This window comes from Curtobacterium sp. PhB191 (assembly GCF_004346515.1).
Lineage (GTDB): Bacteria > Actinomycetota > Actinomycetes > Actinomycetales > Microbacteriaceae > Curtobacterium.
Genome location: NZ_SMBV01000009.1, coordinates 25,237 through 51,292, shown reverse-complemented (window position 1 = coordinate 51,292; position 26,056 = coordinate 25,237). Strand labels below are relative to the sequence as shown.

The window sequence follows — 26,056 nt, the reverse complement described above, 5'->3', positions numbered from 1 at the left end:
GCGCGGCTCAGGCGCGCGCGGCCAGGACCGACGCGAGCGTGCCGATCGCCGTGCGCAGCTCGTCGTCGGTGACGACGAGCGGCGGGGCGAAGCGGATCGTCGAACCGTGGGTGTCCTTCACGAGCAGCCCGCGGTCGGCCAGGTCCTTCGAGATCTCCTTGCCGGTACCGAGCGCGGGGTCGATGTCGATCCCCGCCCAGAGTCCGGCGACGCGGTGCGACACGACCCCCTTGCCGAGCAGGTCGTCGAGCAGCCCGCGCAGCAACGGTTCGCCGTCGAGGGCGCGCTGCTGGAACGTGCCCTCGCCGAGCATCGCCACGACCTCGGCGCCGACGGCCGCAGCGAGCGGGTTGCCACCGAAGGTCGAACCGTGCTCACCGGGACGCAGCACACCGAGGACAGCGCGCGAGCCGACGACCGCGGACACCGGCACGATGCCACCGCCGAGCGCCTTGCCGAGCGTGATGAGGTCGGGGCGGACCCCGACGCGCTGCACCGCGAGCGTGTGCCCCGTGCGGCCGAGGCCGGACTGGATCTCGTCGGCGACGAACAGCGCACCGAACTCGTCGCAGACCGCCCGGACTTCCGGGAGGTACGACGCCGGCGGGATGACCACGCCGCCCTCGCCCTGGATGGGTTCGAGCAGCACGGCGACGACGGTCTCGTCCATCGCCGCGCGCAGGGCAGCGGCGTCGCCGTACGGCACCGTGCGGAACCCCGGGGTGTACGGACCGAAGTCATCGCGGGCCGAGGGGTCGTCCGAGAACGAGATGATCGTGGTGGTGCGGCCGTGGAAGTTCCCGGACGCCACGATGATCGTCGCGCGGTCCGCGGGGACCCCCTTGACGCGGTAGCCCCAGGCGCGGGACACCTTGATCGCGGACTCGACGGCCTCGGCACCGGTGTTCATCGGCAGGACCATCTCGGTCTCCGTCAACGCCGCCAGCGCCGTGGCGAACGGCCCGAGCTGGTCGTTCACGAACGCGCGACTCGTGAGCGTCACCCGGTCCAGCTGCGCCCGAGCAGCGTCGAGCAGCCGCGGGTTGCCGTGGCCGAAGTTCACCGCGGAGTACGCGGCGAGGCCGTCCAGGTACTGCTTGCCGTCGACGTCGGTGACGGTCGCTCCGGCACCCGACGCGATGACGACGGGCAGGGGGCTGTAGTTGTGCGCGAGGGCGCGGTCCTCGACGGCGAGCGCCGCCGCGGTGTTGACCCCGAGCGACGCTGCCGCCGACATCAGCTGACCCCGAGCGAACGGGCGACCGAGTTGCCGGTGCCGACCGGGTGCAGGTCGAGCGTGCAGCACTTCACGCCGCCACCGCCGAGCAGCAGCTCGGACAGGTCAACGCCGATCGGGTTGTAGCCCTTCTCGCGCAGCTGCTCCGCGAACCGAACAGCCCGGGCGGCGATCACGACGTTGTACCCGTCGGAGTACGAGTTCAGGCCGAGGATCGCAGCGTCCTCCTCCGTCGCGATGATCGCGTCCGGGAACCGCTCGCGCAGGATCGCCAGCGACGGTTCGTCGAAGGCGCTCTCCAGGTACGCGATGTTCGACCGGCCGGAAGCGTCGGGCTCCGGGTCGAGCACCGCGATGGCGGTGTCGAGGTGGTAGAAGCTCGGGTTGATGAGCTTCAGGGTGACGACCTCACGGCCGTAGATCGTCGCGAGCTCGTCGTGCGAGGTGCTGTCCGACCGGAAGCCGGTGCCGGCGAAGATCGTGTTGCCGATGAGCAGGAAGTCGCCCTCGCCCTCGTTGGTCTGCTCGGGCTCGGCGACGGTCAGGCCGGCCTGACGGAACCAGTCCATGTACGCCGGGCCCTCGGGCTGGCGCTCGGGGTACTGGAACTTCGCGCCGTAGGCGATGCCGTCGAGGACGAACCCGCCGTTGGCCGCGTAGACCATGTCCGGCAGGCCGTCGATGGGGTCGATGTACGAGATGTCGAAGCCGAGCTGCTCGTACACGTCGACGAGCGTCTGCCACTGGGCGACGGCCTTCGACGTGTCGGTCGGCTCCTCCGGGTGCATCCACGGGTTGATCCGGTAGCTCACCGTGTAGAAGTCCGGCTTGCACATCAGGATCGTCCGCTTGGTGGCGGTACGGGCCGGTGCATCGGTGGTCGAGGGTGCGGTGTTCGACATCAGTCCTCCTGAGAAGGGACCGGGGCCCGAGCCTGCCAGGAACCGAAACGGAACGAAGGAGAGGTGCTCCGGCGAGATGCAGGCTCACTCGCCGTAGCGGACCAGGTCGACGCCACGTCGATCCTGACACAGACCGTCCGGCAAGTGCAGTACCGGGAGCGAAGCGCCGTGGCACCCGTTCGGGTGACGCACGTTTCGTGCGTCCGAACCGCCGACCTCGCAAGAAGTCCGCGTACGATGGGTGCAATGGATTCGCTCGACCACCGCATCCTGGATCAACTCCGGGACAACGCCCGCGCCGGCTACGGCGACATCGGGTCGGTGGTCGGACTCTCGGCATCGGCCGTCAAGCGCCGCGTCGACCGACTCGTCGGCGATGGTGTCATCCAGGGCTTCACGATCAAGGTCGACCCCGCCGTCGAGGACCGCGGCACCGAGGCCTGGGTCGAGCTGTACTGCCGCGGCACCGTCTCCCCCGACGAGCTCCGTGCGCTGCTCGACACCGTGCCCGAGGTCATCGACGCCGGCACGGTCACGGGGAGCGCCGACGCCGTCGTGCACATGCGCTCGAAGGACCTGTCCGCGCTCGAGGAGGCGCTCGACAAGGTCCGCCTCGCACCGCAGGTGGACCACACGCGGTCCGCGATCGTGCTCTCCAAGCTGGTCAGTCGCGACACCGCGTAACGTCCGGCAGATGGCACGGAACACGACCGGGAGGCGCGGATCACCGCCCACGGGATCGCGTCCCGCCCGTCGGCTGGTCACCGCTGCGGGCCTCGCCTACGTCGCGAACTGCCTCTGGGGCACGGCCGTCGCCGTCCGATTGATCCGGACGAGGAAGCTCCGCGTCGTGCACCACGGCCTGTTCGTCGTGACGGCGACGCTCACCGGGGCCGCCGCGACGACGCCCTTGTGGACCCGGGACCGTTCGGCGCTGTTCCTGCTGCCCGCAGTCGTCCCGCTCGCGCTCGCGCCCCGCACGAACCCGCGCTCCGGAGCACACTGGAAGATCGCGGTGGCCGCTGCGCCGTCCTACCTGGGGGCGCTGTTGGTGCGGCGTCGACCGTGACGACGAGACACGAGGGGAAGCAGTGGAGCTCTTCGAGGCCATCCGACGCCGCCGGACCACGAACGGGGCGTTCCTGCCCGAACCGGTGTCCGAGGAGCACCAACGGCTGCTCATGGAGCTCGCCGGCCGGGCCCCGTCCCAGCTGAACAGCCAACCGTGGCGGTTCGTGCTGGTCGAGGAGCGCGACACGATCGACCGGGTCGCCGCGATCAGCGGCAGCTCGATGACCCGCACCATGGCCGAGGGGACGTTCTTCGAGCGGTACAAGCCGTACTTCCGGTTCTCGAAGGCCGAGATGGACGAGCGGCGCGACGGCATGCTGTTCGACAAGCTGCCCGGGCCGCTCCGGCCGTTCACGAAGCAGGTGTTCACGAAGCGCGGGCAGCTGCTCATGAACACCCTCCGCGTGCCGCAGAGCCTGGGTGAGGAGAACCGGAAGCTCGTCGCCGGGTCGCCGCTGCTGCTCGGCGTGATGCTCGACCGCCACGAGTACCGGGAGCAGGAGCTGTCCGGCTTCTACTCGGTGTTCAGCATGGGCGCGGCGATGGAGAACATCTGGCTCGCGACGACCGAGCTCGGGCTGGGGATCCAGTTCGTGTCCTTCCCGATGGAGACGCCAGGCGCCTGGGCGGAGATCGAGGGGCTGCTCCGGGTGCCCGAGTCGCTCGAGCTCATGGCCGTCTACCGGATCGGGTACCTACCGCCCGAACGGCGCCGCCCCGCGATCGACTGGACGTCGAGCGAGCGGAAGCGGCCATCGCAGTACGTGTTCCGCGGCACCTGCGACACCCCGCAGCAGGGGTGGGACGACGCGCCCGTCGCGGGCCACATCGAACCGGAGGCGACCACATCGTGACCGACACCCGACCCACCCAGAGTGCCCCGGGCCTCCCGGGAACCGCCCCCGGCCTGCCGGGCCGCCCCTGGATCTCGCAGGACTGGCTCGACGTCGTCTTCGTGCACTGGCGCGTCGACGTGTCGGCGGTGGCCCCGCTGCTGCCAGCCGGAACGCGACCCGACACGATGGCGCTCGACGGGACGGACGACGGGGTGACCACCTGGGTGGGCCTCATCGGGTTCCGGTTCGAGGACACCCGGTTCCCGCCCCTCGGGGCGCTGGGGCGGACCGGCTCGATCGGCGACTTCGTCGAGGTGAACGTCCGCGTCTACACGGTCGACGAGCAGGGCCAGCACGGTGTCGTGTTCCTGTCGCTCGACGCCGGCAAGCTGCTGCCGACCCTCGGCGCACGCGTGGCCACCGGACTGCCCTACTGGTGGGCGGACGCCGAGTCGCGGAGCGGCGACGGCCGCGTCGGGTACGCGATGCGGCGGCACGGGACGCACCTGCGGTCGATGCTCGACGTCCGCGTGGGCGAGGTACTGGACGAGCCAGGGCTGCTCGAGACGTTCCTGACCGCGCGGTGGGGCATGCACGTGCACCGGGCCGGGCGGACCCGGTTCTGGCCGAACGAGCACGACGCGTGGCCGTTGCACCGGGCCTCGGTGGTGTCGTTGCGGGACGACCTGGTCGGCGCTGCGGGGCTGCCGTTCGGGTTGACGGAGCTCGAGCCGGACTCGGTGCTCTACTCGGCGGGGGTCACGACGCGGTTCGGTCGGGGGCGCTGAGCGGGTCGTCGGCCGGCGGCTCCGGTCCCGGTCGCTGTTCTGGTCCCGGTTCCGGTTCGCCGGCGTCCGCCGCCGCTCCGTTCTGGTCGGGGTCGGCCGTCCCAGAGGCGGCTCGCCACTGCAGGACCGCAGTGACGACAGCGACCGGGACGATGACGATGCTCCACCCGATCCACCGCGATGAGTGCGCTTCGTCGACGCTCGGGACCGTCAACGCCACGACCGCGTACACAGCCGACACGACCGCGACGGCAGCCGACGCCGCCGAACGCCCCCACAGCTCGAACCGCGTCGGCTCGTCCCGCCGCACCGTGTACGGGCCCGTCGCGGCAGCCAGGTAGCCGATCAGGAGCGTCTGCGCGCCCACCGCGAGGGCGAACACCGCCAACGCGACTCCGGCGGCGCTCCAGACGACGACACGCGTGCGGTGCAAGCGCCAAGCCGTCGTGCAACTCGGGTACCAGTACGCCCGTCGTCCGGCGAACGCGAGCACGACCGCGCCGACCAGCCCGACGACACCGACGAGGACCGCGACGGGCAGGGCGGGACGCTGCAGCCAGATGCCGATCGCCACGACCGCCAGCGCCCCGACTGCCTGGGCCATCGGAGGACCCCACCACTGCTCGGGGAGGATCGGCGCCCGGCGGATCCAGCGCGGCTGCGGCTCCGCGTCCGGCGCGGGTTCCACCGGGTCGTCTCGCGTGTCCACGCGACCATCATGCTCGCCACCGTCCGCAGGCACGGGCCGTCGGGGGACACCGGCTGAGTGGTGCATGGTCGGCCGCAGGTACAAGTGAGCCATGACTCGAGTGGCAGTGGTGACCGGTGGATCCGCAGGACTGGGGCGTGCGACCGTCCGGGAGCTCGCCGCGCGGGGGTGGGACGTCGCCGTCCTCGCCCGTGGACGGGACGGCGTCGACGCCGCGGTCGCCGAGGTCGAGGCCGCGGGGCGTCGCGGGCTGGCCCTGGTCGCCGACGTGTCCGACCGCGAGGCCGTCGAGGCCGCGGCCGACCGCGTCGAGCAGGAACTCGGGCCGATCGACCTGTGGGTGAACGGCGTGATGGTCGGGGTGTTCGGAAAGTTCCTGGACACCGCGCCCGAGGACTTCGAGCGAGCGCTGCACGTCACCTACCTCGGCTTCGTCAACGGGACCCGTGCCGCACTCTCCCGGATGGTGCCCCGCGGCCAGGGGCACGTCGTCCAGGTCGGTTCAGCACTCGGCTTCCGGGGCATCCCGCTGCAGGCCGCGTACTGCGGCGCGAAGCACGCGATCGTCGGGTTCACCGAGTCCGTCGTCTCCGAGCTGCTCGAACAGGGCAGCAAGGTGAAGGTGTCGCGGGTCGACATGCCCGCCCTGAACACGATCCAGTTCGGGTGGGTGAAGTCGAAGCTGCCGCACCACCCGCAGCCGGTCGCCCCGATCTTCCAGCCCGAGGTCGGCGCCCGCGCGATCGCTGCCGTGGCCGAGCGGCCGCGCCGTCGCACCTGGGTCGGCGAGTCGACCGTCTACACGATCCTCGGCAACCGGATCAGCGGGCGTTTCGCCGACTGGTACGCCGCCAAGACGCTCGTCTCCGGGCAGCAGGCGCCCGACAAGGACGGGCAGGAGCTGCAGGAAAACCTGTACGAGCCGGTGCCGGGCGACCACGGCGCGCACGGTGTGTTCGACGAGTCCGCACACGCCTGGTCGCCGCAGACCTGGTGGGTGGAACACCGACGGATCGGCAACGGCATCATCGGGGCGGCACTCGGCGCGGCCGGGGCCGTCGCACTCGTGGCCGGACGACGACGATGAGCCGCCACGGATCGTCGGTGCGGGGTGCAGCCGTCGTCGAGCTGTGCCGGGCCGGACTCGGCCTGTGGCACCTGGGCCGAGCGGCTCGTGGTCGCGACCAGGCCGTGCTGCACGGCGTGCTCGGCGTCCGGCAGCTCGTGCAGGCCGCCCTCGTCGCACGCACGGGCACCGGGAACGCACACACGCTGAGCGCAGCCGTCGACGCGGTGCACGGCGTGACGATGATGCCGCTCGCCCTCGACCCACGACGCCGCGGGTTCGCCCTGCAGCAGGTGTGGATCGCCACGGTGCTCACCGTCGCCGAGGTCGCCGTCGTCGGTCGGGGCAGCCGGCGCTGACGGCTGTCGGGGGTGCTCGGTAGCGTCCGGGGCATGGGTACCACCTACTCCGTCGCGTCCTCGCTGGACGGCTTCGTCGCCGCACCGGACGACGACCTCGACTGGCTGCTGCAGTTCGGCTTCGAGCCGTTCCAGGAGCACCACGACCGGTTCTTCGCGGGCATCGGCGCGATCGTCATGGGCTCGACCACGTACGAGTGGCTGCTCGAGCACGACGACACGTGGGCGTACCCGGACCTGGCGACGTGGGTGTTCACCACGCGTGACCTGCCGGTGCCGGACGGCGCCGACGTGCACTTCGTGTCGGGCGAGGTCGCGGACCACCAGGCCGACCTCGAACGGGCCGCCGGCGAGCGCGACGTCTGGGTCGTCGGCGGCGGACTGCTCGCGGCGCAGTACCAGCAGGCAGGGCTGCTCGACGAGCTCCGCGTCACCGTGATGCCGGTGGCGCTCGGTGCCGGTGCGCCGCTGCTGCCGGTCGCGGCACCGACCCCGGTGTTCGAGCTGGTCGGGACGACGCCGTTCACCGGCGGTGCCGTCGAGCTGCACTACCGGTCCGCAGCAACCCCGGCGTAGCGTCCGAGCCATGAGCGACAACGAGCAGACCGAGCCCGTCATGGACGGCGCCAACGAGGCCACGAACCACGAGAAGCTGCACGGCCTGATCGAACAGGTCGACCACGACCACCACGGCGAGGGCGCCGGAGCGATGGCCGACCACCTACGTGACCGGATGGACGAGACCGGCGTCGAGGACGAAGAGGCGGGCGACACCGAGGACTGACCCGAGCCGGGGACGTCAGACGCGCAGGTCAGCGAAGTCCGCGTCGACGTCCCCGAACCGGTGCGCGGTGATCGAGACCGACTGTTCACGGATGAACGGGAGCATCTCGATCAACCCGGCCTCGACCACCGGCGCGTCGTGGATCGCGACGTCGATGCTCGCCCCGAGGGCTTCCTCGAGCGCCAGGGCATCGCCACCGATGAGCCGGATCCGTGCCCCGGGGCCGCCGAACGCCGTGTGCACGGGTCGGTCCTGCCCCTGCGCGAGCATGTCCCCGAGTGCGTCGACGGGTTCGTCGTCCTCACCACTCGTCCAGTTCGCCTGGAACACGGCGCCGGACGACGCGCGGGCGTGGAAGTCCTGGTCGGACTCGACCAGGTGGTCGACGACGTCCAGCGGCGACCGACTCGAGGCCAGCAGCTGGCTGAGTGGACCGGGCAACGGGCGGGCGGTGCTGAGCAGGACGTGGGCGCGTGCAGCCGTGGCGGCGACGAGCGCGCGGACCAGGTCACCCGCCGAGGCGTCCTCGGCCTGCCGCACGATGACGGACTGCGGTCGGTGGCGCAGCACGTTCCGCTGCACCACGAGCCCCGACAGGTCGTGCGACCCGCCGTACAGCTCCTCGCGTGCACGGACGTCGCTCAGCGCACCGGCCCGCACCTGGTCGAACTCCTCGAACGACAAGCCGCTGCGTGCGGCCTCGATCACCGAGGTCACGCGCGGCGGGAGACCGTGCAGCTGGATGCTCTTGTGCACCGTGCGCGGGACCGGTTCCCACCGGCCGAGCGTCGCGACGTACATCGGTCCGCCCGCCTTCGTGCCCGTGCCCACGGACGACCGCTTCCAGCCGCCGAACGGCTGCCGGCCGACGACCGCACCGGTGATGCCGCGGTTCACGTACAGGTTGCCGGCGCGCACGCTCGCCAGCCAGTCCGCCACCTCGTCGGCGTCGAGCGAGTGGATCCCCGCCGTCAGGCCGTAGTCCGTGCCGTTCTGGATCGCGATCGCCTGCTCGAGCGTCTCGGCGCGCATGATGCCGAGCACCGGACCGAAGTACTCGATCTGGTGGAAGTCGCTGCCCGGCCGGACGCCGTCACGGATGCCGGGTGACCAGAGCCGCCCGGAGTCGTCGAGGGCCGTCGGCTGCACGAGCCAGGACTCCCCCGGCCCGAGCTCGGTGAGCCCTTGCCGCAGCTTGCCCTCGGGCTCGGCGATGACCGGGCCGACCTGGGCGGTGGGGTCGTCGGGCCAGGCGACCCGGAGCGTGCGCGTGGCGTCGACGAGCTGCCGACGGAAGCGTTCGCTCTCGCCGACCGTGCCGACCAGGACGACCAGGGACGCCGCCGAGCACTTCTGGCCGGCGTGGCCGAAGGCGGACTGCACGATGTCCTGCACCGCGAGGTCGATGTCGGCGCTCGGCGTGACGACGATCGCGTTCTTGCCGCTCGTCTCGGCGCTCAGTGGCAGACCGGCGCGCCACCAGCGGAACGATCGCGCGGTGTCGGCCGAACCGGTCAGGATGATGCGGTCGACTGCGGGGTGTCCGACGAGGTCACGGCCGAGTTCGTCCTCGGCCAGGTCGACGAGCTGCAGCAACGAGTGCGGCACGCCGGCGTCCCAGAGTACGTCGGCCAGCAGCGCACCACTGCGCTTCGCCTCGGGTGCCGGCTTGAGCACGACTCCGCTGCCCGCGGCGAGCGCCGCCAGCACCCCACCGGCGGGGATCGCGACGGGGAAGTTCCACGGCGGCACGACGACCGTCAGGCGTGGCGGGACGTAGCGGGCACCCTCGATGTCGCCGAGGCGGCGGGCGCGCTCGGCGTAGTAGTGGGCGGCGTCGACGGCTTCGGTGACCTCGGTGTCGGCCTCGGAGAACGTCTTCCCGGTCTCCGCCGCCATCACCTCGATCAGGTCGGCGCGGCGGGTCTCGAGCTCGTGCCCGATCAGGTCGAGGAGCTCGGCACGGTCGGAGGGGTCCTGCCGCCCCCAGTTGACGCCGGCCTGCGCGGTGCGGGCCATGATCCGTTCGAGCTTGGAGCGGTCGGCCACCTTGGCCCCGCGGATCGTCTGCGCGCCGAGCTGCGAGCGCGGTACCCGGCGCAGGACGTCGAGCGCCCACGCACGGTTGGCGGGGACGGCGGGGTCGGTGTCCGGGGCGTTCCGGAACGCGTCGCGCAGGACGGGCTCGCCGAGCGCCCGGTGGCGGTCCTGGGTGCGGTGCGTCGCGTGCACCGGCTGGTCGAGCGCCGCGACCGACGCCAGGTACCGGCCGTGCTCGCGGTCGAACACGCTGGCGTCGTGGTCGATGTCGGACGCCGCGGCGATGAAGTTCTCGGGGCTCGAGCTCTCCTGCAGGCGGCGGGCGAGGTACGCGATCGCGGAGTCGAACTCGTCCGGCTGGACGACGGGTGTGTAGAGCAGGATCTGTCCGACGTCGGCGCGGACGGCGTCGGCGTGCGTCGATGCCACGCCGAGCAGCATCTCGACGTCGACCGCGTCGGTCACCCCGCGGCGCTGGGCGAGGACCCACGCGGTCGCCAGGTCGAACAGGTTGTGCCCGGCGACCCCGATGCGCACGGCGTCGGTGCGCTCCGGGGTCAGCGCGGCGTCGAGCATCCGCAGGTAGGCGGAGTCGGTCTCGCGCTTGCTGCCCCAGGTCGCGAGCGGCCAGTCGTGCACGATCGCGTCGACGTGCTCCATCGCCAGGTTCGCGCCCTTGACGAGCCGCACCTTGATCGGCGCTCCACCACGGGCCCGGCGCTCCTGCGCCCACGTCGTCAGGGACTCGAGCGCCCCCGCGGCATCGGGCAGGTAGGCCTGCAGCACGATGCCGGCCTGCAGCCCCGCGAACTCGTCACGGTCGAGCAAGGTCCGGAACACCGCGAGGGTGACGTCGAGGTCGCGGTACTCCTCCATGTCCAGGTTGATGAACTTCGCCGGGCCGCCGGACGCCAGCGGAGCCGCCGCCAGCCGGTACAACGGCACGAGCCGGTCGACGATCCGCTCGACCGTCTGGTCGAACGCCCACATCAACATCTGCGGCACGACCGAGCTGACCTTGATCGACACGTAGTCGACGTCGTCGCGGGCGAGCAGGTCCATCGTCCCCTGCAGCCGGCGGTCGCTCTCGGCGCTGCCGAGCACGGCTTCGCCGAGCAGGTTCACGTTGAGCCGGGTGCCCGGCCCACCGACCTTGGCGAGCGCCGGACCGAGCTTCGCCGTGCTCGCGTCGATCACCAGGTGGCCGGTCATCCGACGCAGGATCCGCCGTGCGGTGGGGATGACCGCCCACGGCGCCATCGTCGCGAACCCGCCGCCGAGCGTCACCGCGCCGCGCAGGTACCAGGCGAGGAAGTCAGGGACGTCGCGGCTGACCTGCTCGAGGTTGCGGGCCGCGACCCGGGGGTCTTCGGGGCGGATGACCTTGTCGACGAAGCTGCGCGTGAAGTCGAGGCCACGCTCGTCGCGCAGGGCCTCGGCGAGACGGGCGGCACCGGCGTCCGGCTTCGCCCCGGCGGACGCCGCCAGCCACTTGCGGACCAGCGCAACGGCGTCGTCGGTGCAGTCCTGGAGGCGGGCGCTCGGCATGCTCCGATCGTATGCCGCACCTCCGACCTCACCTTGGAGCGCGCCGCACGTCGGCTCGGAACCGTCCTGGGGGATGACGTCAGCCGAAGACCCGGATCAGTTCCGGCAGCAAGAGCAGCACCGGCAGCACCGTGAAGACGGAGATCACCGCGCCGACGACGATGCCCGTGATCGCGAGACCGCGCCCGGCCTCGCCCGTCCGCCGCAGCTGCGGCAGCGCGATGAGCCCCACGACGACCCCGCCGATCGGCACCACGAATCCCAGCACGAGCGCGATGATCGCCAGGGTGTTCGTCGGGCGGACCGGTGCGATCGGCGGCTGTGCGTACGGGTTCGTCATGCGGGTTCCTGTCTCGTCGCGCCGAGCGCTGCACGGCCCGGTCATCGTACGGGCCGGACGGATCGCTCCGCAGCGCCCCGTTCGGGTCATCCGGACGGATGAAAGACGCGGCGGCGGGGTCGGCCGGCCGCCGCGGTGGATACGCTGGTCGGCATGTCGACGCAGGGCAACGATGGCCACGACTGGGCGACGTGGGACGCCTACCACGACGTCTGGCGACGCCTCGACCGAGCGCTCGACCAGGCCGTCCAGGCGGGCGCCGGCATCTCCATCCCCGAGTTCGAGATCCTGATCGGGCTGCAGCGCGAGCCGGACCACCGGCTGCGCGTCCGCGACATCGCCGCCGGCATCGGTTGGGAGAAGTCGCGGGTCAGTCACCAGGTCACACGGATGGTCTCCCGCGGCCTGGTCGGACGCGCCGACTGCCCGACCGACGGCCGCGGCAGCTGGGTGGAGATGACCCCCGACGGCCGCCGCGCTGTGCTCGCCGGCATCCGCGCGCACACCGGTGCGCTGGAAGACCTGTTCTGGAGGCCCGTGGGGACCGACGCGGACACCCTCCGGTCCGTCAGCGCGCGCGTCCAGGACGCGATCGGCCCCGACGTGTCGGACGAGGCCGTCTCGGGCTAGCTGCCCCCGCACGTCCGCCGAGGTTCCACGACTCGCCGCACGGGGAGCGCCGAGGTTCCACGAACGACGCTGTGCTGCGCCCAGATGCCGAGATTTCGGAACCTCGGGGGCTCGGGGCGGGCGGCGCGGCGGGCGGGCGGTCAGAGGTCGACGACGGCGAGGGCTCCCTGTTCGCCGCGGAGCCGCACCTGCACGCTCGCGATGTCGTCGCGCGGGATGTCCGTCGACGCCGACAGCCCCTTCGCGTCCTCGCCCGCGGCCGTCCACGAGCCGACGATCTGGGCGGTGCCGTCGGACCGCACCACGACCAGGTCGTACATGACCGAGCCGTCCGCCGCCCACTCCTTGCCGCCGTAGGAGCAGCCCCAGTCGAAGCGGGTGCCCCACTGTTCGCCGCTGACGGCCAGGTCGACGTCGAGTCCCTGGGCGCCGGTCATGTCGTAGCGGTCCGCAGTCGCCGATGCTGAGACGTCACGTCCGGCCTGCACCGATCCACGGTCCCCCGCCGTGCCGACCGCGAGTCCGCCCAGGACGGCAGCGACCACCGCGAGCCCCGCGGTGGCGGCGACCCAGACCCGGCGACGGCGGCGACGGTGTCGAACGCGGTGCGCGACCGAGGCGAGGGTGCTCTCGGAACCGGTGTCGGGCCTCCCGTCCGGTTCGGCGATCTCGATCGCCTGGTCGGCCGGCAGCTTGGCGAGCAGACCGGGCAGGCCGACCAGCTCGGCGACGGCGGCCGTGCAGCGGTCGCAGGTCTCCAGGTGCTGCTCGTACTCGAGCCGTTCGTCCGGGCTCAGGGACCCGAGCACGTACGCCGCGTCCCACTCTGCGTACCGGTCGTCGCTCATCGGGTCACTCCTCGTTCCTGCAGTGCGAGCCGCAGGGCTCGCAGCCCGTAGTGCAGCCGCGACTTCGCGGTGCCCTCGGGGATGTCGTGTCGTCGTGCGATCTCCGGCACCGTGTGGCCGAGCCAGTAGGCGTCCACGACCACGCGGCGGTGGTCCGGGGAGAGCGATGCGAGCGCGTCGGCCACGACGATGCGGTCGAGCACGGCGTCGGTGCGGTCCGACTCGGCGCGGTCGACGGGGTGTTCGGTGCCGAACTCCCGGCGGTTCCGAGCCGATCGCGCGTCGTCGACGACCAGGTTCCGCGCGACCGTGAACAGCCAGGCGCGGGCGCTGTCCGGCGCGCGTTCCAGCACCGCTGGGCGCTGCCAGGCGCGGACCATGGTCTCCTGCACGACGTCCTCGACCGCCGAGCCGTCCCGCGTCAGGTGCCGGACGTACCGGGTGAGCGCGTCACCGTGCTCGCGGTACAGCGTCGCGAGCAGCTCGTCGGCGGAACGGCTCGACACGGTCACTTCTGCAGGTCGAGGGAGAACTCGACGGAGCCCTTCCCGTCCACGGTGACGAAGCCGAGCGAGGGAGCCTTCACGCCGTAGTCGGCGAAGGTGATCGGCACCGAGCCGGCGACCTGGACGGTGCCTCCCGTGCCGACCGCCACCTGCGCGTCGGCGGTGACGGCCTTCGTGACGCCGTGCAGGTCCATCGTGCCGGTCAGGGTGACGTCCTGCGTGCTGCCGTCGAGCGCCTTCGAGACGTCGACGGGCTTCGTCAAGGTGAACGTCGCCGTCGGGAACTTGTCCGTCTCCAGCGCGGTGTCCCGGAAGTAGGCGTCGCGCGCGGACTCGGGGGTGGAGATCTTCGCGACCTGGACCGTGACCGTCGCCGTCGCGAGGGAGCCGCCGTCGACCTCGGCGGTGCCCTCGACGTCCTTCGTGCGTCCGACCACGTTCACATCATTCCCCTGCAGGACCTCGTGCACCCGGTAGCCGGCGTACGAGGTCTTCGTGCTGGTCCAGGTGCCGTCGGCGTCCGCTGCGTCGAGGGTGGCGGACGACGTCGCTTCCAGGGAGGGAGCTGCGGCGGCCTGTCCGTTGACGGTGTTCGCGTAGATGGACGGACCGGCGATGACGGCGGCGGCCGCGATGACCACGACGCCGGTGGAGATGCCGATGATGACCTTGGTGCGTGTGCGGAGTCCCATACCCGGTCAACGAGGTGGCAGTCTGGATCGTTCACCCGGAACGATCCGGCTGCCGGATGCGTTCGGATCTGTCAGGCTGTTCATCCACCTCTGTCAGGCTGTTCATCCACCCGATCCCCCGCAGCCAGGAAGGCCGCAATGCCCGAACTCCCCGTCGTGTTCGAAGTCGGCTCGCTGATCGCGATCGTCGCGATCCTGCTCGCCGACCTGCTCATCGTCGCGCGCCGGCCACACGTGCCGACGCTGCGCGAGTCGGCGACGTGGGTGGGCGTCTACGTGGGGCTCGCGCTGGTCTTCGCGGTCCTGATGCTCGTGTTCGCGGGCGGCGACTCGGCGGGTGAGTTCCTGGCTGGTTGGCTCACCGAGTACAGCCTGAGCATCGACAACCTGTTCGTCTTCGTCATCATCATGGCGCGGTTCTCGGTGCCGAAGAAGATCCAGCAAGAGGTGCTGATGCTCGGCATCATCATCGCGCTCGTGCTGCGCGGCATCTTCATCCTCGTCGGCGCCCAGCTCATCGAGAACTTCTCATGGATCTTCTACATCTTCGGCGCCTGGCTGATCTGGACGGCGATCCAGCAGCTCCGCGGCGAGGACGATGCCGACGACCAGAAGGACAGCTTCATCGTCCGGCTGCTCCGCCGTCGGGTGCGCCTCACCGACACGTTCGACGGCATGAAGTTCCGGACCACCCACGACGGCGTGCGGCACTTCACCCCGCTGCTGATCGTGCTGATCGCCATCGGCACCACCGACCTGCTGTTCGCACTCGACTCGATCCCGGCGATCTTCGGCATCACCGAGAGCCCGTTCATCGTGTTCACCGCGAACGTCTTCGCCCTGATGGGTCTGCGGCAGCTGTACTTCCTGCTCGGCGGGCTGCTGGAGCGGCTCGTCTACCTCAAGTACGGGATCGCGGTGATCCTCGCGTTCATCGGCGTGAAGCTCGTCCTGCACGCACTGCACGACAACGAGCTGCCGTTCCTGAACGGTGGCGAGCACATCGAGTGGGCGCCGGAGATCAACACCTGGGTCTCCTTGATCGTGATCATCGCCGCGATGGCGCTGTCGACCCTGGCCAGCGTCGTGCGGATGCGCCACGACGGCGTCGAGGCGAAGGACGAAGAACCCGCTCGTACCTCGGACTGACGGAAGGTGCTCTGAGCGGCAGCAGGCCGGGCGCGGGAACGTCCACCAGCTGCCCGTGCCAAGGTCGACGGGTGCACAACAACGACACCGTCGTGATCGCCGGCTGCGGCGACCTCGGGACCGAAGCCGGTCTCCGCTTCGCGTGCCAGGGACACCACGTGATCGGCCTCCGACGCCGCGCCGAACTGGTCCCGGCCCCGATCACCGGCCGCAGCGCCGACCTGCGGCACGAGGTCCCCGAGATCCCCGCCGACACCTCCGTCGTCGTCGTGGCCTTCGCCGCGGGCAGCCGTGACGTCGACGAGTACCGCGCCACCTACGTCGACGGCCTGCGGAACGTGCTCGACGGCATCGACGCCTCGGACGCCGATCCACGCCTGCTCGTGGTGTCGTCGACCGCGGTGTACGACGTCGACGACGGCAGCGAGGTCACCGAGGACACCCCGGCGCACGGTGCGACCCCGACCGCCGAGGTCCTGGTCGAGGCCGAGGCACTACTGCGCGACCGTGCTCCCGACGCCGTGCTCGTGCGCCTGTCCGGGGTGTACGGTCCGGGTCGTGAGCGTCTGATCGACCAGGTCCGCTCCGGTTCGGCCCGGTTGGCTCCGGGTGCCTCGCCGCACACGAACCGGATCCACCGCGACGACGCCGCCGCCGCGCTCGTGCACCTGGCGACCGTGGAGGACCCGGCGCCGACGTACCTCGGCACCGACGACGAACCGAGCCGGCTCGACGACGTGCTGCGGTTCCTGGCCGACGAGCTCGGCGTTCCCGAGCCCGTCACCGGTGACGGCGGTGCCCGGCAGTCCGGTGGTGACAAGCGCTTGTCGAACGCGCTGCTCCGGTCCACCGGCTGGGCGCCGCAGTACCCGACGTTCCGCGAGGGCTACCGCGCCGTGCTGGCCGGCGAGGGCGTCCGCCACCCCTGACCCGGCGCGACACCGGTTCTCCGACACGACACCACGTGATCACCTGGTGTCGTGTCGCGAAACAGGTGCGGACCGCAGCGGGCCGCGCGCGACCGCTCAGTGCCCGCGGTGGTCCTGGATCGTGAGCCGCGGCCCGAACGACGGCTTCCGGAACCCCGAGCCGCCGATCAGCCGCACGACCCGCTCCCGGTGCCCCCGCCACGGCTCGAGCAGCTCGAGCATCCCGTCGTCGTCGACCGGTCCCCCGGTCAGCGCCCACCCGACCAGCGCGGGGACGTGGAAGTCCCCGACGCTCGGCGAATCGGGGTCGCCGTGGGAGCGCTGCGCGGTCTCGGCAGCCGTCCACTTCCCGATGCCGGGGATCGACTGGAGCCGCGCCGACACGACCGAACCGCCGCGACCGAGCGTCAGCGTCCGTTCGAGCGCCGGAGCCACACGCACCGCGCGCATCACCGTCGCCGACCGTCCGGGCTCGATGCCGGCCCTGTGCCACTCCCAGCTCGGGATCCGCGCCCACTCGTCGGCCGTCGGCGGCACGATGAGACCGTCCGGCGCGGGACCCGGCGCGGGCGTGCCGTACCGCCGGAGCAGGTACCGCCATGCGCCCCACGCCTGCCGCGAGGTCACCTTCTGCTCCATGATCGCCGGCACGAGCATCGCGACGACGGTGTTCGTCCGGAGCAGCCGGAGTCCGGGCTGCCGGTGTCGGGCGGCAGCGAGGAACGCGTGCCCGGAGACGTCGAACCCGTCCCAGTCGTCGCCGCGACCGAGCAGCTCCGGCGCGTGCTCGACCGCCCACGCAGCGCCGTCGCCCCACGCCGAGACCGCGATGGTGTCGCCGGCCGGCCGGATCGCCACGGCAGCGGGGCCGGTGGGCGTCCGCAGGGCGAGCCACACGACCGAGCCGACCACCTTGTAGGCGGGGTCGCCGGAGCCGCGCTGCAGGGGCCGCAGGGTCGACGTGACGTTCACCGGGCCTCCCGGTCGGTACACGGTGTCGACGCGAGACGCATCGCCGGACGCACCAGGAGCACCGGATGCGTCACCGGACGCACCAGCGGACGCGCCGGACGCGTCACCGGACGACGAGGCGGAGTCGAGCAGGGTCACACCGGGATGGTAATGCGCAACCACCGTCAGTCATGATGGTCGCAGTCCCCCACGACCCCCACCCGCACCACCCGACGACGGAGTTCCCATGCGCATCGGCATCCTCACCTCCGGAGGCGACTGCCCCGGTCTGAACGCGGTCATCCGCGCGATCGTCCTCAAGGGCATCGCCATCCACGGCCACGAGTTCGTCGGGTTCCGGGACGGCTGGCGCGGCGTCGTCGACGGCGACATCGTCCCGCTCGGCCGCAAGGACATCCAGGGCATCGCCAAGCAGGGCGGCACGATCCTCGGCACCAGCCGCACGAACCCCTTCGAGGGCCCGAACGGCGGCGTCGAGAACATCTCGAAGACCCTGGACCGCCACGGCATCGACGCCATCGTCGCGATCGGTGGCGAAGGCACGCTCGCCGCGGCGAAGCGCCTGACCGACGCCGGGCTGAAGATCGTCGGCGTCCCGAAGACGGTCGACAACGACCTGGGCGCCACCGACTACACGTTCGGCTTCGACACCGCCGTCGCGATCGCGACGGAAGCGATGGACCGCCTCCGCACCACCGGCGAGTCGCACTCCCGCTGCATGGTCGCCGAGGTCATGGGCCGGCACGTCGGCTGGATCGCCCTGCACTCCGGCATGGCCGCGGGCGCGCACGCGATCCTGATCCCGGAGCAGAAGACGAGCATGGAGCAGATCGCGAAGTGGGTGCGTGCCGCCTACGACCGCGGGCGCGCACCGCTCGTCGTGGTGGCCGAGGGCTTCGTCCCCGACCACGAGGACAACGCGCACACCGAGCGCGGGCTCGACGCCTTCGGGCGTCCGCGGCTCGGTGGCATCGGCGAGCGCCTCGCGCCGCTCATCGAGGAGATGACGGGCATCGAGACGCGCGCCACGACCCTCGGGCACATCCAGCGCGGTGGCACGCCGACCGCGTACGACCGGGTGCTGTCGACGCGGCTCGGCCTGGCGGCCATCGACTCGGTGGTCGAGGAACGATGGGGCCGGATGGTCGCCTTGAAGGGCACCGACATCGTGCACGTCTCGTTCGACGAGGCGCTCGGCGAGCTGAAGACCGTGCCGCAGGCGCGCTTCGACGAAGCCGCCATCATGTTTGGGTGAGCGCTCGCTGCACGCGTACCTGACCGATTCGGGCGTACCTGGTCGTTTTTTCCGGCCCGGTACGCCCGGTTCCGCCAGGGATCGCACGCGTTCTGGGAAAGAACGGACCGCTGGCCGGGAGGCCCGGGGTAGCGTCCGGCGCATGACCCGCGCCGTAGTCGTGTCCAGTTCAGCCCCGCCCACCGTCGCCGACGTCGACCTGCCCGATCCGACCGAGGGCGAAGCCCTCGTCGACGTCACGTACTCGAGCGTCAACTACAAGGACGGCCTCGCCCTCGCCAGGAACCCCGGCGTCGCGCGGGTCGACCCGCTCGTGCCCGGCATCGACGTCGTCGGGACCGTGTCGGCGCTCGGACCGGGTGTGCACGACGTGTCGATCGGCGACCGCATCGTGCTGAACGGTGCCGGGCTCGGCGAGACCCGGCACGGTGGTTGGGCGCAGCACGCCGTGGTGCCGTCCGGTTCCCTCGTGGTCCTGCCCGAGGCGATCGAGGACTCGTTCGCGGCGGCGATCGGCACGGCGGGGTTCACGGCGATGCTCAGCGTGCTCGCGCTCGAACGGTTCGTCGAACCGGGTGCCGGGCCGGTGCTCGTCACGGGTGCGTCCGGCGGGGTGGGGACGGTGGCGATCGCCCTGCTCGCCGCGCGCGGGTACGAGGTGACCGCGTCGACCGGCCGGAGCACCAACGAGGCCTCGCTCCGACGCCTCGGCGCGACCGAGGTCGTGGACCGGGGTGCCCTGTCCGAGCCCGGCAAGCCGATGCAGCGTGCCGCGTGGGCCGGCGCCGTGGACAGCGTCGGCGGGGCCACCCTGGCGAACGTGCTGGCCGGCACCCGGTGGGGTGGAGCCGTCACGGCGTGCGGGCTCGCGCAGGACTCCGCGCTGCCGACGACGGTGCTGCCGTTCATCCTGCGTGCGGTGTCGCTGCTCGGCATCAACTCGGTGGACGCCCCGTCCGAACTCCGGCACCGGGCGTGGGAGCGGTTGGCGACCGACCTCGACCCGGCGCTGCTGGCGGGTGTCACCCGGACCGTCACCCCGGAGCAGGCGATCGAGATCGGCGCCGAGGTGGTCGCCGGTCGGGTGCACGGACGCACGGTGGTCGACGTGCGTGGCTGATGTTCTGGGATGCTGTTATTCCGCAAACGATTGCATATTGACACGTTAGGGTTTGGATACCAAACGTCCGTGACACGAGGAGTCCGTCATGCCGGTACCCAAGTCGACCGTCGAGAACTCGCCGCGCAAGCTGCTCCGCGACGTGGTCCTCGAGAAGATGTTGGCCGCGATCCAGGACGGCACGCTGCAGGCCGGCGAACGGCTCAACGACGACGAACTGGTCCAGTGGCTCGGTGTCAGTCGCACGCCCATCCGTGAGGCGATCGCCAAGCTCGTCGACTACGGCTTGGTCGAGATGGAGGCGAACCGGTACACCCGGGTCGCGTCGCCCACCGCCAAGCAGTTCGACGACACCATCCAGGTGCTCGCCGGCGTCACGGAGCTCGCCGCCCGCTGGGCCGTCCCGAAGCTCGACGACGCTGCGGCCACACGCCTCGTCGACACGCTGGAAGCCCTGCGCACAGCCGCCGAGCAGGAGCGGGCCGGCGACGTCTCGACACAGGTCGGCGCGGTCGTCACCCAGTTGATCGGTGCAGCGGACAACGACCTGCTGGTCCAGCTGTCGACCTCGCTGCTGCCCCGCGCGAACTTCCTCGCCCTGACCCACCAGAGCGGCATGTTCTGGGACGTCAAGCACTTCGTCGACCCGCTCCGCGCGGCGATCTCGAAGCGCGACGGCGAGGCAGCGGCGGCGGTGATCCGTTCGCTCAGCAGCACCGTCGAGGAGCACACCGTGCAGGCCCGCGCGTTCGTCGCCGAGGGCGGCGCGCTGGCGGACGGCACCGAACGGCACTGACGTCGGCCACGATGGAGTCGTGACCGACACCGACCAGTCCCGCGCCGCGGGCGCCCAGTTCCGCGCCGACGGCGTCCTGCTCCGTGCCGAGGGCGTCCTGCTCCGTGCCGAGGGCGTCCGTGTGACGCGCTCCGGCCGCGACCTGCTGCACGACGTCGACCTGACCGTCCGCCGCGGTGAGCACTGGGCGCTCCTCGGACCGAACGGCGCCGGCAAGTCGACGCTGCTCGCGGTGCTCGGGGCGACGGGCCACCCCACGGCGGGCACGGTCGAGGTGCTCGGCCGACGCCTCGGACGCGTCGACGTCCGCGAGCTGCGTGAGCACATCGGCCACGTCGACCCGCGGCACCGGATGCTCTCCCCGCTCACCGTGCTCGAGACGGTGCTGACGGGACTGACGGGCACCACCGACCTCATGATGCGGTGGGAGCCCACGACCGCGCAGGTCGCACTGGCCGAGCAGCACATCGCCGACGTCGGGCTCGCCGCACGACGCGACGCACGCTGGCCCGTGCTGTCCCAGGGCGAACGCGGACGGACCCTCATCGCCCGGGCGCTGATGTCCGAGCCGCAGTTGCTGCTGCTCGACGAACCGGCGACCGGGCTCGACGTCGCCGCGCGCGAGCACCTGCTCGAGACCGTCGACGCGCTGCGGCACCGACACCCCGAGCTCGGCAGCGTCATGGTCACGCACCACCTCGAGGACCTGCCGGTGTCGACCTCGCACGCGATGCTGCTCCGTGACGGTGCCGTGGTGGCACAGGGCACGGCGGACGAGGTCATCACGTCGTCGGCGGTGTCGCACGCGTTCGACTTCCCGCTCGCGATCCTGCGCTCCGAGGGGCGCTGGGCAGCTCGCCGTTCGGCCTGACGCGTCGCTGGGGCCGGACAGGCGCGTTGCGGCGCTCCGGCCTGTGCTTGGATGGTTGCTCAGGTGTCCGCGGCCCGTTTCGGGGAGGGACCCGATGCCGGATGACGGTGTCAGGCCGCGCACCGCAACGAGGGGGAACACCATGACGAACACGCCGCCGCCCTACCCGGGGTCCGAGCCGCAGCCGAACGCCGGCCCGCAGCAGCCCGGTCCGCAGCAGCCGGGCCAGCAGCCCTGGGCGCAGCAGCAGCCCGGCCAGCAGCCGTACGCGCAGCCAGCTCCCGCCGGCGCTCCGTACGCCCCGCCGCCCAAGCAGTCCCGTGGCAAGCGCGTCCTGATCTCGCTGCTCGGCGTCGTCGTCGCCGTGGTCGTCGCGTTCCTGGTCCGCCAGGCGCTCACCGCCGCGTTCAGCGACTCGACGGAGGAGAAGGTCTCGAAGGCCGTCGTGCAGATCCGCGAGCAGAGCGACCTGCCGAAGCAGGTCGACTCGGTGACGTCGTGGACGGGCGTCGAGGCCGAGGGCAACGCGATCCACTACGACTACACGGTGTCGTCCAGCGTCGACCCGGCGTCGATCACCGAGAGCGCCATCCGCGACTCGGTCGGCCCGACGCTCTGCTCGAACAGCGACACGAAGGACCTCCTCGACGAGGGCGTCGACATGCGGTACACCTACGCGTTCGACGGCACCTCGAAGACGCTCGACACGACCTTCACCAAGGCCGACTGCTCCTGACCCGTCGAGGGTGGGGCGGTGCTGTCCCCTGTCCCGCCCTCGTCGGTCCGGTCGGTACGCGGTTGTGCGTGGTGCGGTGTGCACCGTACCTGGTGCGACGTGCTGGGCTGCGATGTGCACGGCTCTCGCCATGGCGCTGCCCACTGCGCCGACAGGTGACCGGGTTGCCCGCCGGTCGTCGGGTCCGTACCCGCCCCGGTCCGCCTACCGACGCACCGCCCGCTGCTCAGTCGACCAGGGTGACCTCCCAGTTGGTGCGCTGGACGACCGCGTCGAGTTCGCGGATCTCCTTCGCCAGGGCGTCGGCCCGCGACCGGAGCTCGGCGGTCGGCAGCGCGGCGAACGTGCGGAGTTCACTGCGGAGCTGTCGGTAGCCGCCGTTCGTGCCGGCCGTGGCGTCCGCCGCTCCGGTGACGAGCGCGTGCCGCAGCCGCAGGGCATCGCGTCGGGCAAGCAGTGCGGTGACGGTCTGCCCGGACGCCACGGTGGTGCTGGCGTTCGTCGCGTTGATGCGGGCGAGCAGGACCTCGAGCGCGTCGATCGACCGTTCGGCCTCGGCGAGGAGCTCGCGGGCGTCCTCGTCGGGCTCCTCGCCCTCTTGGTAGCGGGCGTTCGCGGCGATGCGGCCGCGCAGTTGCTCGATGCGCTTCTGCAGGTCGGCGCGCTCGATGAGTGCCTCGGCGAGTTGCATGTGGCCAGTCAACCAGCCGAGGCTCCGGCACGGAGCACCGACCCCTACGCCGCCGCCGCGGCTACTGCCTACGCAGTCGCGGCGGCCGCTGCCTTCGCCGCGGCGGGCAGCGCGTCGAGGATCCGTCCGACGGCCCGCTCGTCGTGGGCGGCCGTGACGAACCACGCCTCGAACACGCTCGGCGGCAGGGTCACGCCGGCGTCGAGCATCGCGTGGAAGAACGGCGCGTACCGGAAGACGTCCTGTGCCCGCACGTCGTCGTAGTTCCGCGGTGCGGTGTCCGTGAAGGCGAACGAGAACAGGTTGCCGGCGCGCTGCACGGTGTGGGCGACGCCTTCGGCCGACAGCGCGTCCGACGTGGCCGCGGAGATGACCGAGGCCGTGCGGTTCAGCGACTCGTACACCGACGGCGTCGCGGCCCGGAGCGTGGCGATGCCGGCGGCGACCGCGAGCGGGTTGCCGGACAGGGTGCCCGCTTGGTACACGGGGCCGAGCGGGGCGAGGAAGTCCATGACATCGCGTCGGCCGCCGAGCGCGGCGAGGGGCATGCCGCCACCGATGACCTTGCCGAACGTGATCAGGTCGGGCTTCCACCCGGCGCCGTCGGGGACGACCTTCGACGCCTCGAGGCCCCACCAGCCGGCCGACCCGACGCGGAACCCGGTCAGGACCTCGTCGACGATGAGCAGCGCACCGTGCGCCTGCACGATCTGCGCGAGCGCGCGGTTGAACCCGCGCTCGGGAGCGAGCACGCCCATGTTCGCCGCGGCGGCCTCGACGATGACGCCGGCGATGCGCTCGGAGTGCTCGTCGAACGCGCGGCGGACGGCGTCGAGGTCGTTGTACGGCAGCACCAGGGTCTGCGCCGCGGTCTCCTCGGTGATGCCCGCGCTGCCCGGCAGGGCCAGGGTGGCGACACCCGATCCGGCCTCGGCGAGCAGGGAGTCGGAGTGCCCGTGGTAGTGCCCGGCGAACTTCACGAGCAGGTCGCGGCCGGTGTAGCCGCGGGCCAACCGGATCGCCGTCATCGTGGCCTCGGTGCCGGTCGACACCATGCGGAGCTTCTCGATGGGGCCGTCGCCGTCGACCGACACCCGCTGCTTCACGAGCTCGGCGAGCTCGGTCTCGCCCGGGGTCGAGGCGCCGAAGGACAGTCCGCGCGCGGCGGCCTGCTGCACGGCCTCGACGGTGCCGGGGTGCGCGTGTCCGAGGATCGCGGGTCCCCACGACGCCACGAGGTCGACGTACTCGCGTCCCTCGGCGTCGGTGACGTACGCGCCCTTCGCCGACACCAGGAAGCGCGGGGTGCCGCCCACCGATCCGTAGGCACGGACGGGCGAGTTCACGCCGCCGGGGATCGCGTTCTTGGCGCGGCCGAACAGCTGGTCGTTCGTGGTCATTCGGGGGCCTTCCCGGTCGAGGCGATGCCGGCGACTGCGGCGGTGGTGCCGGAGGTGCGGAGACCGGCCTCCTGGTTGAGCTTCCGCGCGATGTCGACGGCGAAGTAGGTCAGGATCGCGTCGGCGCCGGCACGCTTGATGCCGATGAGCGACTCCATCGCGGCGGCGTCACGGTCGATCCAGCCGTTCTGCGCGGCTGCCGTGATCATCGCGTACTCGCCGGAGATCTGGTAGGCCCAGACCGGCACGGGCGACGTCGCAGCGGTCTCGGCGAGCACGTCGAGGTAGCTCATCGCCGGCTTCACCATGACGACGTCGGCACCCTCGTCGACGTCGAGCGCGACCTCGCGCAGCCCCTGTCGACCGTTGGCGGCGTCGATCTGGTAGGTCCGCCGGTCGCCGACGAGCGACGACGACACGGCCTCGCGGAAGGGGCCGTAGAAGGCGGAGGCGTACTTGGCCGCGTAGGCCAGCAGCGCGGTGCCGGTGTGCCCGGCGACGTCGAGCGCGTCACGCGCGGCGGCGATCTGGCCGTCCATCATGCCGCTCAGGCACACCAGTTCGGCGCCGGCCTCTGCCTGCGCGACCGCCATGTCGCGATACCGCAGCAGGGTCGCGTCGTTGTCGACGGAGCCGTCCGCCGCCAGGACGCCGCAGTGGCCGTGGTCGGTGAACTCGTCGAGGCACAGGTCGGACTGCACGACCAGGTCGTCACCGACCTCTTCCTTCGCCACGCGGATGGCCACGTTGAGGATGCCGTCCGGGTCGGTCGCGCCGGAACCGGTGGCGTCCTTCGTGGTCGGGACACCGAACAGGTTCACGCCGCCGATCCCGACCTCCGCAGCCGACACCAGGGCGCGACGGAACGAGTCGAGCGAGTGCTGCTGCACGCCCGGCATGCTCGAGATGTCGACGGCGTCGGTGGCGCCTTCGCGGATGAACATCGGCAGCACGAGTTCGGCTGGGTGCAGCCGGGTCTCGGCGACGAGCCGTCGCATCGCGGGGGTGGCGCGGAGTCGACGGGGGCGGACCTGGGGGAAACGGCCGGTCACGGGTGGCCTTCCTGTTCGGGGACGGTGGGGTTCAGGGCTTCGACGACGGCGTCGAGCAGGGCTTCTGCGGACCGGGTGGGTCCGACGACGTGGACCGGCAGTCCGGCCGCGCGCGCGTCGGCGGCGGTTCCGGGGCCGATGCAGGCCACGAGGGTGCGGGGGTCGAGCGGGGCCATCCGGCGGGCGATCTCGCGGGCGACGCTGCCGCTCGTCACGAGCACCGCGTCGGGCACCGCGTCGAGGGTGATCGGCTCGTCGCCGGTCCCCACGGTACGGTACGCGACCACGTCGTCCACGTCGATGCCGCGGGCCCGCAGTCCGTCGACGAGGGTCGGCGCGGCGATCTCGGAGCGCGGGAAGAGCACGGTGCCGTCGGTGTCCGGCAGCGCGTCGACGAGGGCAGCGGCCGAGGCCTGCTCCGGCACGAGGTCGACGACCCAGCCCGCAGCACGCGCGGCACGGGCGGTCGGCTCACCGACCGCCGCAACGCGGACACCGGACGGGAGGCCCGCCACGCGTTCTGCGAGCACCGTCACGGCCGTCGCACTGGTCACCACCACCCACGCGTACCCGGCCACGCGGGCGACGGCACGGTCGAGCGGGCCGCAGTCGAGCGGCGGCTCGGTCGTGATGAGGGGGACGACCCGCGGGTCGAGCCCGCGCTGCCGAGCCGCCGTCGCGACGCGCTCGCCCCACGCGCCACCCCGGGGGATGACGACGACGGGAGCG

The 26,056-nt window shown here is 71.8% G+C and carries 29 protein-coding genes; 16 read left to right on the top strand and 13 right to left on the bottom strand.

Translation table 11 applies throughout. From position 1 onward, the window contains the following. Positions 1–7: 7 nt before the first annotated feature. Together rocD and ddaH are read right to left on the bottom strand one after the other, a co-directional pair. A complete protein-coding gene (gene rocD, locus EDF48_RS14835; protein ID WP_131880904.1) occupies positions 8–1,237 on the bottom strand; it encodes an ornithine--oxo-acid transaminase in 1,230 nt (409 codons plus the stop codon). Next, positions 1,237–2,139 (bottom strand): dimethylargininase, encoded by a 903-nt coding sequence (ddaH, locus tag EDF48_RS14830; RefSeq protein WP_123294534.1) that lies wholly within the window; start codon positions 2,137–2,139, stop codon positions 1,237–1,239. Before ddaH ends, rocD begins: the two co-directional genes overlap by 1 nt. Before the next feature lie 246 nt (positions 2,140–2,385). Between ddaH and EDF48_RS14825 the strand changes: the two genes are divergently transcribed. Genes EDF48_RS14825 through EDF48_RS14810 form a run of 4 tightly spaced genes read left to right on the top strand, consistent with a single transcriptional unit; the run spans position 2,386 to position 4,834 of the window. Further along, positions 2,386–2,823 (top strand): Lrp/AsnC family transcriptional regulator, encoded by a 438-nt coding sequence (locus EDF48_RS14825; protein WP_111083794.1) that lies wholly within the window; start codon positions 2,386–2,388, stop codon positions 2,821–2,823. A 10-nt stretch (positions 2,824–2,833) separates the two neighbouring features. Then, positions 2,834–3,208, top strand: coding sequence for a hypothetical protein (locus EDF48_RS14820; RefSeq protein ID WP_131880902.1), 375 nt, complete (start codon positions 2,834–2,836; stop codon positions 3,206–3,208). Between the two features lie 22 nt (positions 3,209–3,230). Continuing rightward, positions 3,231–4,064, top strand: a complete 834-nt coding sequence (locus EDF48_RS14815; RefSeq protein WP_131880900.1) for a nitroreductase family protein — start codon at positions 3,231–3,233, stop codon at positions 4,062–4,064. Next, the gene (locus EDF48_RS14810) at positions 4,061–4,834 is read left to right on the top strand and encodes a DUF2071 domain-containing protein (RefSeq protein ID WP_207895503.1); all 774 of its coding nucleotides are present in this window, start codon (positions 4,061–4,063) and stop codon (positions 4,832–4,834) included. Before EDF48_RS14815 ends, EDF48_RS14810 begins: the two co-directional genes overlap by 4 nt. Here the strand turns inward: EDF48_RS14810 and EDF48_RS14805 are convergent. Then, the gene (locus EDF48_RS14805; RefSeq protein WP_131880898.1) at positions 4,806–5,543 is read right to left on the bottom strand and encodes a hypothetical protein; all 738 of its coding nucleotides are present in this window, start codon (positions 5,541–5,543) and stop codon (positions 4,806–4,808) included. The two genes, EDF48_RS14810 and EDF48_RS14805, sit on opposite strands and share 29 nt — an antisense overlap. 91 nt (positions 5,544–5,634) lie before the next feature. On the opposite strand from EDF48_RS14805, the gene EDF48_RS14800 reads away from it, so the two are divergent. From EDF48_RS14800 to EDF48_RS14785, 4 genes are read left to right on the top strand one after another with little or no spacing between them, the layout of a single operon-like run. Then, positions 5,635–6,630, top strand: coding sequence for an SDR family oxidoreductase (locus EDF48_RS14800; protein WP_123937214.1), 996 nt, complete (start codon positions 5,635–5,637; stop codon positions 6,628–6,630). Next, a complete protein-coding gene (locus tag EDF48_RS14795) occupies positions 6,627–6,968 on the top strand; it encodes a hypothetical protein (protein ID WP_131880896.1) in 342 nt (113 codons plus the stop codon). Before EDF48_RS14800 ends, EDF48_RS14795 begins: the two co-directional genes overlap by 4 nt. Before the next feature lie 33 nt (positions 6,969–7,001). After that, on the top strand, positions 7,002–7,544 hold the full coding sequence (locus tag EDF48_RS14790) for a dihydrofolate reductase family protein (protein ID WP_123294528.1): 543 nt from the start codon (positions 7,002–7,004) through the stop codon (positions 7,542–7,544). A gap of 10 nt (positions 7,545–7,554) precedes the next feature. Further along, the gene (locus EDF48_RS14785) at positions 7,555–7,752 is read left to right on the top strand and encodes a hypothetical protein (RefSeq protein ID WP_123339214.1); all 198 of its coding nucleotides are present in this window, start codon (positions 7,555–7,557) and stop codon (positions 7,750–7,752) included. Between the two features lie 15 nt (positions 7,753–7,767). Here EDF48_RS14785 and EDF48_RS14780 read toward each other — a convergent pair whose 3' ends face one another. Both EDF48_RS14780 and EDF48_RS14775 read right to left on the bottom strand, forming a co-directional pair. Further along, a complete protein-coding gene (locus tag EDF48_RS14780; RefSeq protein WP_131880894.1) occupies positions 7,768–11,340 on the bottom strand; it encodes a bifunctional proline dehydrogenase/L-glutamate gamma-semialdehyde dehydrogenase in 3,573 nt (1,190 codons plus the stop codon). Between the two features lie 79 nt (positions 11,341–11,419). Continuing rightward, positions 11,420–11,680: a DUF4190 domain-containing protein gene (locus EDF48_RS14775; protein ID WP_165918699.1), complete on the bottom strand. Its 261-nt coding sequence runs from the start codon at positions 11,678–11,680 to the stop codon at positions 11,420–11,422. 153 nt (positions 11,681–11,833) lie between these two features. Between EDF48_RS14775 and EDF48_RS14770 the strand changes: the two genes are divergently transcribed. Further along, positions 11,834–12,310 (top strand): MarR family winged helix-turn-helix transcriptional regulator, encoded by a 477-nt coding sequence (locus EDF48_RS14770; RefSeq protein ID WP_111083786.1) that lies wholly within the window; start codon positions 11,834–11,836, stop codon positions 12,308–12,310. Positions 12,311–12,450: 140 nt separating this feature from the next. On the opposite strand, the gene EDF48_RS14765 is transcribed toward EDF48_RS14770, so the two are convergent. From EDF48_RS14765 to EDF48_RS14755, 3 genes are read right to left on the bottom strand one after another with little or no spacing between them, the layout of a single operon-like run. Then, entirely contained in the window at positions 12,451–13,158 is a 708-nt protein-coding gene (locus EDF48_RS14765) for a zf-HC2 domain-containing protein (protein WP_123937209.1), read from the bottom strand. Then, positions 13,155–13,670 carry a sigma-70 family RNA polymerase sigma factor gene (locus EDF48_RS14760; RefSeq protein ID WP_123294523.1) on the bottom strand — a complete coding sequence of 172 codons (516 nt, stop codon included), beginning with the start codon at positions 13,668–13,670 and terminating at the stop codon, positions 13,155–13,157. The genes EDF48_RS14765 and EDF48_RS14760 overlap by 4 nt, the downstream gene beginning before the upstream one ends. Continuing rightward, positions 13,667–14,356: a YceI family protein gene (locus EDF48_RS14755; protein WP_131880889.1), complete on the bottom strand. Its 690-nt coding sequence runs from the start codon at positions 14,354–14,356 to the stop codon at positions 13,667–13,669. Before EDF48_RS14755 ends, EDF48_RS14760 begins: the two co-directional genes overlap by 4 nt. A gap of 138 nt (positions 14,357–14,494) precedes the next feature. Here EDF48_RS14755 and EDF48_RS14750 point away from each other — a divergent pair, with 138 nt between their 5' ends. Together EDF48_RS14750 and EDF48_RS14745 are read left to right on the top strand one after the other, a co-directional pair. Next, positions 14,495–15,505 (top strand): TerC family protein, encoded by a 1,011-nt coding sequence (locus EDF48_RS14750; RefSeq protein WP_123294520.1) that lies wholly within the window; start codon positions 14,495–14,497, stop codon positions 15,503–15,505. A 71-nt stretch (positions 15,506–15,576) separates the two neighbouring features. Beyond that, positions 15,577–16,434 carry an NAD-dependent epimerase/dehydratase family protein gene (locus EDF48_RS14745; RefSeq protein ID WP_131880887.1) on the top strand — a complete coding sequence of 286 codons (858 nt, stop codon included), beginning with the start codon at positions 15,577–15,579 and terminating at the stop codon, positions 16,432–16,434. Between the two features lie 96 nt (positions 16,435–16,530). Here the strand turns inward: EDF48_RS14745 and EDF48_RS14740 are convergent, their stop codons facing one another. Continuing rightward, positions 16,531–17,544 carry a DNA-3-methyladenine glycosylase 2 family protein gene (locus tag EDF48_RS14740; RefSeq protein WP_243698117.1) on the bottom strand — a complete coding sequence of 338 codons (1,014 nt, stop codon included), beginning with the start codon at positions 17,542–17,544 and terminating at the stop codon, positions 16,531–16,533. An 88-nt stretch (positions 17,545–17,632) separates the two neighbouring features. On the opposite strand from EDF48_RS14740, the gene EDF48_RS14735 reads away from it, so the two are divergent. From EDF48_RS14735 to EDF48_RS14715, 5 genes are all read left to right on the top strand, one after another. Then, a complete protein-coding gene (locus EDF48_RS14735; protein WP_111083779.1) occupies positions 17,633–18,661 on the top strand; it encodes a 6-phosphofructokinase in 1,029 nt (342 codons plus the stop codon). A 142-nt stretch (positions 18,662–18,803) separates the two neighbouring features. Continuing rightward, a complete protein-coding gene (locus EDF48_RS14730; protein ID WP_131880885.1) occupies positions 18,804–19,781 on the top strand; it encodes an MDR family oxidoreductase in 978 nt (325 codons plus the stop codon). Positions 19,782–19,869: 88 nt separating this feature from the next. Beyond that, a complete protein-coding gene (locus EDF48_RS14725; RefSeq protein WP_131880883.1) occupies positions 19,870–20,577 on the top strand; it encodes a GntR family transcriptional regulator in 708 nt (235 codons plus the stop codon). A gap of 19 nt (positions 20,578–20,596) precedes the next feature. Next, positions 20,597–21,448, top strand: coding sequence for an ATP-binding cassette domain-containing protein (locus EDF48_RS14720; protein WP_347812852.1), 852 nt, complete (start codon positions 20,597–20,599; stop codon positions 21,446–21,448). Positions 21,449–21,590: 142 nt separating this feature from the next. Next, entirely contained in the window at positions 21,591–22,184 is a 594-nt protein-coding gene (locus EDF48_RS14715; RefSeq protein WP_111083775.1) for a hypothetical protein, read from the top strand. 226 nt (positions 22,185–22,410) lie between these two features. Here EDF48_RS14715 and EDF48_RS14710 read toward each other — a convergent pair whose 3' ends face one another. The 4 genes from EDF48_RS14710 to EDF48_RS14695 all read right to left on the bottom strand — a co-directional run bounded on the left by EDF48_RS14710 (position 22,411) and on the right by EDF48_RS14695 (position 26,040). Further along, a complete protein-coding gene (locus EDF48_RS14710; RefSeq protein WP_123339224.1) occupies positions 22,411–22,875 on the bottom strand; it encodes a DIP1984 family protein in 465 nt (154 codons plus the stop codon). Positions 22,876–22,943: 68 nt separating this feature from the next. Beyond that, complete coding sequence (hemL, locus tag EDF48_RS14705) at positions 22,944–24,275, bottom strand: glutamate-1-semialdehyde 2,1-aminomutase (RefSeq protein ID WP_131880881.1); 1,332 nt, start codon at positions 24,273–24,275, stop codon at positions 22,944–22,946. Next, positions 24,272–25,327, bottom strand: coding sequence for a porphobilinogen synthase (gene hemB / locus EDF48_RS14700; protein ID WP_279388036.1), 1,056 nt, complete (start codon positions 25,325–25,327; stop codon positions 24,272–24,274). Before hemB ends, hemL begins: the two co-directional genes overlap by 4 nt. Next, positions 25,324–26,040 carry a uroporphyrinogen-III synthase gene (locus EDF48_RS14695; RefSeq protein ID WP_279388047.1) on the bottom strand — a complete coding sequence of 239 codons (717 nt, stop codon included), beginning with the start codon at positions 26,038–26,040 and terminating at the stop codon, positions 25,324–25,326. Before EDF48_RS14695 ends, hemB begins: the two co-directional genes overlap by 4 nt. Positions 26,041–26,056: the final 16 nt, after the last annotated feature.

What these genes read in the sequence shown, in the direction of transcription:
- EDF48_RS14790 (WP_123294528.1), top strand. Translation starts at nt 7,002, where the DNA reads ATGGGTACCACCTACTCCGTCGCGTCCTCGCTGGACGGCTTCGTCGCC.
- ddaH (WP_123294534.1), bottom strand. Translation starts at nt 2,139, where the DNA reads ATGTCGAACACCGCACCCTCGACCACCGATGCACCGGCCCGTACCGCC.
- EDF48_RS14800 (WP_123937214.1), top strand. Translation starts at nt 5,635, where the DNA reads ATGACTCGAGTGGCAGTGGTGACCGGTGGATCCGCAGGACTGGGGCGT.
- EDF48_RS14820 (WP_131880902.1), top strand. Translation starts at nt 2,834, where the DNA reads ATGGCACGGAACACGACCGGGAGGCGCGGATCACCGCCCACGGGATCG.
- EDF48_RS14775 (WP_165918699.1), bottom strand. Translation starts at nt 11,680, where the DNA reads ATGACGAACCCGTACGCACAGCCGCCGATCGCACCGGTCCGCCCGACG.
- EDF48_RS14785 (WP_123339214.1), top strand. Translation starts at nt 7,555, where the DNA reads ATGAGCGACAACGAGCAGACCGAGCCCGTCATGGACGGCGCCAACGAG.
- hemL (WP_131880881.1), bottom strand. Translation starts at nt 24,275, where the DNA reads ATGACCACGAACGACCAGCTGTTCGGCCGCGCCAAGAACGCGATCCCC.
- EDF48_RS14795 (WP_131880896.1), top strand. Translation starts at nt 6,627, where the DNA reads ATGAGCCGCCACGGATCGTCGGTGCGGGGTGCAGCCGTCGTCGAGCTG.
- EDF48_RS14715 (WP_111083775.1), top strand. Translation starts at nt 21,591, where the DNA reads ATGACGAACACGCCGCCGCCCTACCCGGGGTCCGAGCCGCAGCCGAAC.
- rocD (WP_131880904.1), bottom strand. Translation starts at nt 1,237, where the DNA reads ATGTCGGCGGCAGCGTCGCTCGGGGTCAACACCGCGGCGGCGCTCGCC.
- EDF48_RS14735 (WP_111083779.1), top strand. Translation starts at nt 17,633, where the DNA reads ATGCGCATCGGCATCCTCACCTCCGGAGGCGACTGCCCCGGTCTGAAC.
- EDF48_RS14750 (WP_123294520.1), top strand. Translation starts at nt 14,495, where the DNA reads ATGCCCGAACTCCCCGTCGTGTTCGAAGTCGGCTCGCTGATCGCGATC.
- EDF48_RS14825 (WP_111083794.1), top strand. Translation starts at nt 2,386, where the DNA reads ATGGATTCGCTCGACCACCGCATCCTGGATCAACTCCGGGACAACGCC.
- EDF48_RS14780 (WP_131880894.1), bottom strand. Translation starts at nt 11,340, where the DNA reads ATGCCGAGCGCCCGCCTCCAGGACTGCACCGACGACGCCGTTGCGCTG.
- EDF48_RS14770 (WP_111083786.1), top strand. Translation starts at nt 11,834, where the DNA reads ATGTCGACGCAGGGCAACGATGGCCACGACTGGGCGACGTGGGACGCC.
- EDF48_RS14765 (WP_123937209.1), bottom strand. Translation starts at nt 13,158, where the DNA reads ATGAGCGACGACCGGTACGCAGAGTGGGACGCGGCGTACGTGCTCGGG.
- EDF48_RS14725 (WP_131880883.1), top strand. Translation starts at nt 19,870, where the DNA reads ATGCCGGTACCCAAGTCGACCGTCGAGAACTCGCCGCGCAAGCTGCTC.
- EDF48_RS14755 (WP_131880889.1), bottom strand. Translation starts at nt 14,356, where the DNA reads ATGGGACTCCGCACACGCACCAAGGTCATCATCGGCATCTCCACCGGC.
- EDF48_RS14710 (WP_123339224.1), bottom strand. Translation starts at nt 22,875, where the DNA reads ATGCAACTCGCCGAGGCACTCATCGAGCGCGCCGACCTGCAGAAGCGC.
- EDF48_RS14730 (WP_131880885.1), top strand. Translation starts at nt 18,804, where the DNA reads ATGACCCGCGCCGTAGTCGTGTCCAGTTCAGCCCCGCCCACCGTCGCC.